Annotated in this window: 8 protein-coding genes; 2 read left to right on the top strand and 6 right to left on the bottom strand. The window is 45.6% G+C overall.

Going from position 1 to position 8,108, the window contains the following annotated elements; genetic code table 11:
• Together BW944_RS13665 and BW944_RS13660 are read left to right on the top strand one after the other, a co-directional pair.
• The coding region (locus tag BW944_RS13665; RefSeq protein WP_143525720.1) for an IS3 family transposase at positions 1-153 on the top strand (153 nt) is incomplete at its 5' end.
• Positions 154-170: 17 nt separating this feature from the next.
• Positions 171-371: a diguanylate cyclase gene (locus BW944_RS13660; RefSeq protein WP_076560616.1), complete on the top strand. Its 201-nt coding sequence runs from the start codon at positions 171-173 to the stop codon at positions 369-371.
• A gap of 909 nt (positions 372-1,280) precedes the next feature.
• Here BW944_RS13660 and BW944_RS13655 read toward each other — a convergent pair.
• Genes BW944_RS13655 through BW944_RS13630 form a run of 6 tightly spaced genes read right to left on the bottom strand, consistent with a single transcriptional unit; the run spans position 1,281 to position 8,036 of the window.
• Positions 1,281-2,858 (bottom strand): glucosamine inositolphosphorylceramide transferase family protein, encoded by a 1,578-nt coding sequence (locus BW944_RS13655; protein WP_076560615.1) that lies wholly within the window; start codon positions 2,856-2,858, stop codon positions 1,281-1,283.
• Positions 2,859-2,869: 11 nt separating this feature from the next.
• Positions 2,870-3,925, bottom strand: coding sequence for a glycosyltransferase family 4 protein (locus BW944_RS13650; protein WP_076560613.1), 1,056 nt, complete (start codon positions 3,923-3,925; stop codon positions 2,870-2,872).
• Positions 3,922-5,166: an O-antigen ligase family protein gene (locus tag BW944_RS13645; RefSeq protein WP_076560612.1), complete on the bottom strand. Its 1,245-nt coding sequence runs from the start codon at positions 5,164-5,166 to the stop codon at positions 3,922-3,924. Before BW944_RS13645 ends, BW944_RS13650 begins: the two co-directional genes overlap by 4 nt.
• 1 nt (position 5,167) lies before the next feature.
• Entirely contained in the window at positions 5,168-6,631 is a 1,464-nt protein-coding gene (locus BW944_RS13640; protein WP_076560610.1) for an oligosaccharide flippase family protein, read from the bottom strand.
• 15 nt (positions 6,632-6,646) lie between these two features.
• Entirely contained in the window at positions 6,647-7,282 is a 636-nt protein-coding gene (locus BW944_RS13635; RefSeq protein ID WP_076560609.1) for a CpsD/CapB family tyrosine-protein kinase, read from the bottom strand.
• Between the two features lies 1 nt (position 7,283).
• Positions 7,284-8,036: a YveK family protein gene (locus BW944_RS13630; RefSeq protein WP_076560607.1), complete on the bottom strand. Its 753-nt coding sequence runs from the start codon at positions 8,034-8,036 to the stop codon at positions 7,284-7,286.
• Positions 8,037-8,108 lie beyond the last annotated feature (72 nt).

Genomic DNA, 8,108 nt, shown 5'->3' with positions numbered 1-8,108 from the left:
TTCATCTATGGTGAAACTTTCGAGACGCTTCAGGAGTTAGAGCTGGCCTTATTTGATTATGTCCACTGGTACAATAACATCCGCATTCACGGGACGTTAGGCTACCTTACCCCGGCCGCTTATCGCCGGAAACACCTTAACGAAATGGTCTAGTTTTGTGTTGACAATCCATGCTCAACAAAAAATATGATTTTGATGAGGTGTCCACGTATATATCAGCAAGCATCGGAGTTAGTCTGTATCCGGAAGACGGAACTTCTCTCGTTCAACTTCTCAAAATTGCCGATATCGCTATGTATAAGGCGAAAGACCTCGGTAAGAACAATTTCGTTTTCCACCAAGACTCATCAAAGGAAAGTCACTCCAGCTAGTCGGCTATACTGAAAAAAGATGTTCTGTTAGTGCATCTGAAAGAGAAGTCGCCTCGTGTGTATAAACAGATTTATCAAATATTAAGGTTAGGATGCCTTTTTAAGCTGACAAGTACACGGTGAAAATTTCGACTTCTATACTTAGCTCTGTTTCCTTTTGTACTTCCATCACTCAAGTTGAATCAAAAAAAGTAATATATATATAAAGGAAGACGAATACTGCGAACTTGAGCCCGTTCCACAATTGTTTAATTCTTTCCGACCTGTGATACCACAGCATCCCCGAAACAATGCCGAGAAAAGGATCGAGGATCAGAAACACACCTATACCTAAGATGCTCGACCATAACAAGGACCCTTATCTTCTTTCCGAAACCTATATGCCTTCGTTCTGGATCACCCTGGGCTCGAGACGATAATTAAAAGTATCTGTACTAATTTTCATCAATATCCATAAACCGCTGGTTCGTGGTCCTCTCTTGGGAGAACATGCTGTCAGGGATTCTTAAAAAAATCCTCGGTAACCCTGGTGTCTGCGACAATTCTTCCTGGATCAAATAGGACCTTCTCACCTGAGTTAAGGATTTGATATATAATGATCGAATTCATTCAAATACGCATAATATAATTCGATGTTCGGTTCGCTCTCTAATAACTGTAGATCGATATACCTTCCAACGGACTCACATTCCCGAAGACATTATTCAATTCCTTCTTATCCTTGGTCTTTGGATTTGCTTACACTTTCATTCTCGGGTCTTACTCAATTTCCGGTTAGGCATAGAGGGATCCTTCATGGATAGAGGGGAGAGAATAAAATCTGCCATTTCTTCAGAATTGAAAAAGATGGCACTCTGACATAACCACCTTCTCCTGATTGATTTCTTTTTCTGTATATACCAAAGTGTCCTATTCTACCTGGTACTTTTTCATTTCGGTCAGCGGTTCGGTGAGCACTTTTTCGAGGGGCACAGGTCGGTAATAATATAATTTTTTCAAGAGATGCTTCACATGGTACTCCGTCCGTTTTCCGTCCACGACGATCATTCCATCCGTCACCGAAATCGTGTGCACTCCATCCGGGTAAAGGCCTGACTTCTCCGGCTCGATTCTGCTTACGGACATCTCTTTGAAATAGAACGGAGACAATTTCTCTATCCGGTTCACAACAACCGCTCCTCCGTAAGTAACCGAACAGTCCTGGGCCGGTCTGTAAAGAGTCCCTTTGTGAGAAAAAGGTGCTCCTGCAGGTCGAGAAGAACGCACATCCACTTTTACGGGGTTCCCTTTATGGGGGAGCCAGGGTCCGATAAGTTGATCAGCATAAAAGATATGGAGCTCTTCGTTATCCCTGTTGAGCCCGGCCCCCCGTGTACAAAATAACCACCACCGGCCTTCATGGTTGAAAATGGTTGAGTCCACTGCAGAAAAATTTTTCAAGATTGTCTGTACCTGCTCCCACCCCTTCTCTTCGTATTTATAAAGAGTGACTTCCCCCCGCTCAGAGTTTTCGGGTACACAATAAAGCTCTCCCTTGTCTCTAATTATATATGGATACGACAGATGCGTACCATTATGGATAGTGGCTCTTTCCTCGCTGCTGATTTCGTCATCTACAATCGACCATTCAGTAATGAATCCTTTCACAGAGCGGTAATCCACTTCCTCCATGATGATCTTGTTCTTATCCCCGTCATGGTAAAGGAATGGGTCGGCGTAGTAGAGATCCCTGTCCTGTTTGAACCATTCCACCTCGAGCCCCTTCCCCTGGAGTATCGATTCGAGAGATTGCTTCGCCTGTCCTACATTCCAATATTCATAACCGAAAAGCTTTCTCTTCATCCGCTTCGCCTTCCAGATCATCTCTGTATGGAAGATTCGTCCCTTATCGGCGACTGCCGATTGAGACGTTGCGATTTCTAACGGGTGCCGCTCCTCCATCAAACCGTACCTCCATTTCTCACTGACCATGGTCGCCCATCCCCTAGTAATTTCTTCCACTTTTTTCATATGTCGGTGATACGAATGAAGATTAACGGAAATGCACCCCTCCATCAAAGGACGTACCTTCCCATCCGCCTCCAAGCTATCGAGAAAAACAGAGGTGCTCCCCGAGCGGTTAAGAAAATCTCCAGAGAACGGAATCCGTTCCGCCAAGTGACGGAATGTCCATACTCCCCACGCGGGTAAAGTAAGGATACCCCCGTTCAGGCGAGTTTTGCTCAACGATAATATCCAGTCAGGGGTATGGCCTTGGATGGAAGTGAGCGTAGAATCGTTCGCCATACCTTGCGAAGTGACAGATCCTTTTATTATTTTTTCAGACCCGGGTCCAATGTCGGGGACTTCCCTCTTTTTGTTGTTCAAATAAATGATGAAGGAAAGCTCTATATGCTGAGCATCCCGGATGCTTTGGAGAATCTGCTTTTCCCAGGAAGTCGGCGGATAATTATCTATGATTATTCCTGCTTTCACTTGTCTTTTCATAAAGCCCCTCCTCACCGGTAGTTCAGATATTCTTCCACCGTCTCGTCCACCATTTTTTTCAGAGAAAATTCACTTTCTGCTCTCCTCCTGCCTTCCTTCCTCCACTCGGAGCGGACTTCTTCGTCACTCTTATACATAGAAAGAAGCACGTCCGAAAATTTTTCGGCGGAGTGTACAGGTACTAAAAACCCTGTCTCCCCTTCCCTTATCGCCTCTTTGATACCGCCCCGGTCAATCGACACTACAGGCGTCCCCACCGCCATCGCTTCGAGAATAACCATCGGGAAAACTTCCCTCTCTGAGGTAAGAACCAAAACGTCCATGGACTGGATGAACTTCTGGGGTTCCTGTACCATGCCGAGCATGTGAACCCGATCGGAAAGTCCCCGTGTTTTAATCATGTCCGCAATTTTATCTGCATCGGGTCCGTCCCCTGCGATATAAAACCGCGCATTCGGTAAATCCTTAAGCTCGGCAGCGATCCTGATAAAGAGTTCATGGTTCTTTTCGGGAGAAATTCTTGCAAGAATCCCTACTTTAAACAGGTCATCCTTCTGTTTCGGAACGAATGTGAACTGCTCCAGATCCACTCCATTATGGATTGTTCTCACTTTCTCTTTTTTGACCCCCTTCTCCGTTAAATTATCCTGTTCGAAACGGCTGACCGTAATGATTTTATCGATGTGATGATTAAGCACATAGGTGAACATCTTCGAAAACCTTTTCTCCAGAGCCGTGACGTTGTGCTTCGTATAGATGATTCGTACCGGAGAACCTCCTGTCTTCTTCAACCAGATGCTATAAAGCGCCATCCGGAGACTATTGGCATGAATGACCTGAATATTCTTCTCTTTTATGATCTTCTTTAACCGGTTCAGATTCTGCAGGTGCTTTCCCAGCTGCAAGGGGACGAAACGATCCTTATGGATAAGATTCTTTTCGAGTTCCCCGGTAGAAGCAGCGAAGGTGAAATCGATATCGGGATGAGAAAGCCGGTTTTCAAGTTTACAAAAATATATTTCCGCTCCTCCAAACGCCAGTTTATCCGTCAGCAGAAGTACATTCATACCGCTTCTCCTTTCTCTTTACCAAAATGGTACTCTTCCGACAGGGACGCTTCCTCATTACTCTGATATTTATACAAGTATGCAGACAAAATCGCGATGTAAAGGAAGAACATATCGTTTATAATTACTGTCAAAAATCCCATTTGTAAGGTCATACCTATAAAAGTGAGGAATAGATACGGCTCCCTTTTGTACATTTTAAATTGAATCAGCTGAAACAGGAGCAACCCGAGGAATAAAAGGTATCCGAAGATTCCGATAGCACCGGAATCTGCAAGAATATCCAGGAAAGTATTGTGGACAGTCATGTCATCATTGAAATCCAGGTCGTTGTAATCGGCGAAATTATAAGCTCCTAGTCCAGTTACAGGATGCTCCAGAAAATAACCCCACGCTCTCCCCCATAGTTCGAGACGTCCGCTCCCCCCGTCCTGGGAGAAGTCTTCAATTCGTGAACCGAGGACTCCGAGGACATCAAGTTTCAAATATACGACGGACACATACATCGCTACAACCAGTGCCCCTCCCAGACCGAGGATGGTTTTCAGCTGACGTAAGGGGTTGTTTAAGAGAAGATAGATGATCAGCAGACACGCCATTACCAGCAGGCCGCCGCGGGAAAAAGTAAGCAGATTTGTCGTAATCGTGCATAAAAGCCCGAATTTATTCAACCAGGACTTCGAATTCGTAAGGAAGTAAGCGAAGAAGATCGTATTGTAAAAAACGAAAAAGTTAGGATCCTGCAGCAGCCCGATCAGCCTTGGATAGTTACTGTCCAACATAAGACCGAAATGATAGACCCTGTCCCCGCTTGTGACGAAGCCCACTTTCTGCAGACCGAGAAAGTAAAGGAACAGACTTGCCAAGTTGAAGAGGATACCGGTATACGTCAGACTCTTATGAATGATTCTCCTCTCGGTATTCACCAATATCGATTTCATGACAAAGTAGCAGGAGATATAAATGATGATACCAATCATGATCCTTATACTGGACGCGGGATAAAGAGCGAAGATTCCTGTGGAAACATAAAGCAGATAAAAAAGCAGCATCGCCACTTCGAACAACTGGAGCCGATAAAAACGGAACGCTCCCAGGGAGACTAAAATATAAGCGATGGACAGCATCATGTATGGTTTAAGAGCAAAACCGATATACAGATGGTAATTCGCAAGCGTGACCAAAAATATCAGTGAAAATACAAGCCAGGGAGATGAAGACTGCTGTCTGATGCCATCCATTTCAAGACCCCCTCCTCTGTTCGGCCTGCTCGTCCGAACTCCACACTTTTCGTTTATCTGCTATAAACTCGACAACTTTGCTTCTCAGCCCTTCATCCATCACACAAAAGATGAGTACCAGCGAAAAGTGAATGATTACCTTGAACCAGTTCTGATCTCCAAGCATCCCTTCGACCAACCCGAGACTTATTAGGAAAAAGGTGAAATAGGGCAGCACAACCTGCTTCATCAGCTTCCATCTGGTAGGGGTGAACGCCCAGAAACCTATCAGTGCCACAAGTTCAACCAGCATACCCGCAACAGCCGCCCCCACCACTCCATACGAGCGACTCAAGAATATATAGAACAGGACTCCTGCCAATACCGCAACCAGTTGAACCATTGTCCGTGTGTTCTGCTTTTCGACAGTGGTCAGGCCATCAGCGAATGCTATATTCACCGATTGAAAGAGGAGCATCATCGCCAATATCTTCAAAGGTAAGGCGGAATCCATCCATTCCGGCCCGAATAATAAAGAGATAATGAATTCCGATAAATAGAAGATCGGTATCGTCATCATCATGCCGACCAACGCCATCAACTTGATTTGAGTAAGGTGATTCTCGTAGTGTTCCCCCATCCGCTGGTTATGGAAGTGTTTGAACAGGACCGGGTAATAAGCTCCCGCTACCACGAATGGTATTTGTTGAAGAGCCTGAGGGATCCGGTAAGCTACAGCAAACAGTCCGACTTCACGGAGGGTGATCGTCTTCTCGAGAATGATGGGACCGATGTGAGGAAGAAGTACGAACAGAAGTCCTCCGATCGTAAATGCTCCCAGATTCCTCAATATCCCTTTATGAAACGTCTGTCTCAGGTTCAGAGAAACGTATTTCTTTACCAGGAACACACCGAACACTCCAGCCAGCATGTAGGAACTTCCATAAATGCTTGCCATGATCAAAGGATGTGCTTGGAGTAGCATTCCGATTCCGAGTGAAGTCACCAGGATGATAGCTGAAACGAGCCGAATCAGACCGAAGTATTGCATTTTTTCGATAAGTTTGAAGAAAGTGGTCCCGATACTCTGTAAGGCTACCCCGGTCACCATCGGAATGATCAAGGTGTAAGCGATTCGGAGAAGTTCTTTATTGTCGTTATTCATAAAGTAAATGATGATAAACCCGAACACGAATGTGAGGAGGAGCAGAAACACTCGCATCTTGATATAAGAGGACATCAATCCTGATAAACTGACGTCCTGCTTCGCACCCTCACGCAGTACGATGTCGCTCAGACCGGCATCCGTAAAGTAGCTCATGATCATCGCAAACGCCAAAGCCACACTGAACATCCCGTAGTCGTGGGACTGGAGATACCCGGCCAGTAAAATCAAAGCGACCGCATTGATCGCACTGGACAAAGCAGTACTATAAAACAGATGAACAATATTCAAAGCGATGGAATTCTTTCTTATCCCATTCATAGAGGCACCTCTCTATTAACCGGTCTGGAAAATCACCCCTACTAGGGGCTTGTTCGCACGCTCTACCAACCCTTTTGTCTCTATTGCGGATTCCCGGTGGGATAGACGACTTTTGACTACCATGATGACGCCGTCACAATGATTCATCAATACCAGCGGATCCGCTGCCTTCAGAAGGGACGGAGCTTCAAATAATACGATATCGAATTCTTTTCGGCATTCCCGTATAATACCCTGTATCTTATCCTCAACCCAGAGTTTAGCCGGGGCATGTCCCCCTGATCCCGCAGGAAGGACATAAAGATCAGGCTGAAAGGTTTTTCTTATATTCTGGGAAGGACTCTCTTTCATCATCAGTGCATCCGTCCAGCCTTCCCCTCCCTCCACTTGGAACCATTCGTGCAGAATCGGCTTCCTGACATCGGCATCGATGAGTAGTGTACGTTTTCCCTGTTCGGCGAATGAAAGAGCCAGTTTGGCTGTGATCAGGGGTTTATCCTTAAGATCATCTGAAGAAGTAACCATCATACAGTGACCGTCCACCCTGGATTCCTGTTCCAGATGGGTACGGATGATTCGGACCTGTTCTGTACTCTTCATCCCCTCAGAAAGCCTGAGCTTCTGCCACACATCTTTGTCGGATCTCTTCATTTTAAACACTGACCTCCCCCCGTTTCTTCCTTTTCATCGCTTCTACATCGTTTTCTGGCTGGACTCCGGTATAGGGCCTGCTGGAGCGCCCTCTTACCTTTTCCTTCATATCAATTTCCCCCAGTAAAGGTACCCCGAGCAGAGCTTCAATTTCTTTGGAAGTCTGCAGGGAGTCATCCGTGTGTTCTCTGAACATCGCCACCCCTATACCTGCGAGCAGGCCGACGACGAGTCCGATACTGAGGTTCAACAGCACACCACCTACTTGCTGAACCTGGCTGTTCTCTGTAGGGTCGTCCAGGGCGACGATGTCCTGCACTCCGAATACACTTGTCATTTTATCTACTGTCGTTTTTGCGATGAGACCGGAAACCACTTCAGCTGTTTCGGGATTTTCATCACGGACAATGACGTTTATGATTTGAGAATCTTCGGTATTACGGATGATTATCATCTCGTTGATCTGCTCAGAGCTAAGACCGGATTCCCTGCTCACTTCATTCAGCACACTCGGGCTTTTAATAAAATCGATGGTGGAGGCCAGTAACATATTCAACTGCTGGGTTTCGCTGTATTCCTCTGTCTTGTTCAGATTTCCTATAACGAGGTTTTCGTTCACTTCGTATGTCGGTTTCATCACGAACATACTTACGACCACTGAAAGCAGGAATACACCCATGGTCACACTCAGAATGCTGACATATCTTCTCTTCATCACCTTCAGAAATCCACTTACATCCATTTTTTCATTCATCCTTCATCACCCGCCATTACTGTTCAGATTTTTCGTACTGGATGATTCATCCTGGCTTATATCTGAATAACC

The organism is Salimicrobium flavidum, from assembly GCF_900156645.1.
In the GTDB taxonomy this organism is placed as follows: domain Bacteria; phylum Bacillota; class Bacilli; order Bacillales; family Halobacillaceae; genus Salimicrobium; species Salimicrobium flavidum.
The sequence above is the reverse complement of the archived record's forward strand: the minus strand, read 5'-3'. Positions and strand labels throughout refer to the sequence as shown.

Coding starts and splice junctions, on each gene's coding strand:
- BW944_RS13660 (WP_076560616.1), top strand. CDS start 171: ATGCTCAACAAAAAATATGATTTTGATGAGGTGTCCACGTATATATCA.
- BW944_RS13655 (WP_076560615.1), bottom strand. CDS start 2,858: ATGAAAAGACAAGTGAAAGCAGGAATAATCATAGATAATTATCCGCCG.
- BW944_RS13650 (WP_076560613.1), bottom strand. CDS start 3,925: ATGAATGTACTTCTGCTGACGGATAAACTGGCGTTTGGAGGAGCGGAA.
- BW944_RS13645 (WP_076560612.1), bottom strand. CDS start 5,166: ATGGATGGCATCAGACAGCAGTCTTCATCTCCCTGGCTTGTATTTTCA.
- BW944_RS13640 (WP_076560610.1), bottom strand. CDS start 6,631: ATGAATGGGATAAGAAAGAATTCCATCGCTTTGAATATTGTTCATCTG.
- BW944_RS13635 (WP_076560609.1), bottom strand. CDS start 7,282: ATGAAGAGATCCGACAAAGATGTGTGGCAGAAGCTCAGGCTTTCTGAG.
- BW944_RS13630 (WP_076560607.1), bottom strand. CDS start 8,036: ATGAATGAAAAAATGGATGTAAGTGGATTTCTGAAGGTGATGAAGAGA.